We start from the raw sequence: 527 nt of genomic DNA, 5'->3' as shown, positions 1-527 counted from the left end.
TACATTGGGATAGAAATCGCGTTTCTAGATGAGCTTTCAGAATGAAAAAAAATAAAGTTGTTACCACGGAAGATATCCTTCTAAAACTTTGCCAGTCTGTTTCTGGCGTTCTTACTTCGGCCACCTCTTCTCAAGTTAATTACTCCGCAATGGTTCAAAAGATCAACAAGACCAGCCTCAAACCAGATTTTGGCTGTTTTGTCCTATTTGATGGCGGATTTACCGGACTTGTAGTGATTAACTTTACTGCAAAAGCCGCTTTAGAGATTTACACCAACTACATGCGTAATATGGGCATGCCAGAAGAAGAACTGGCTATCTCCCATACTTCTGATGAAGTTGCAGACGTATTGGGTGAACTCATGAACCAATTGGTCGGTGACTTTACCAATAAAATCCGTAAAGAACTGCAAACCAACATCACGCAAAACCAACCGAAGATGCTGGCGCTGAACAAACAGGTAATTTTGCAAGTTGATACCAATTTGGATCGCCCTCAAGCACGTCGAGTGACGTTCTCGACCGCG

At 42.5% G+C, this 527-nt stretch carries 1 protein-coding gene; it reads left to right on the top strand.

Annotation, left to right across the window (positions count from 1 at the left end; translation table 11 throughout):
- Window positions 1-41: 41 nt before the first annotated feature.
- Window positions 42-527: DUF3334 family protein (locus R7Z77_RS28235; protein ID WP_318137423.1), on the top strand; the 486-nt coding region annotated here is incomplete at its 3' end.

The organism is Vibrio sp. 1401 (assembly GCF_033340295.1).
The sequence above is the reverse complement of the archived record's forward strand: the minus strand, read 5'-3'. Positions and strand labels throughout refer to the sequence as shown.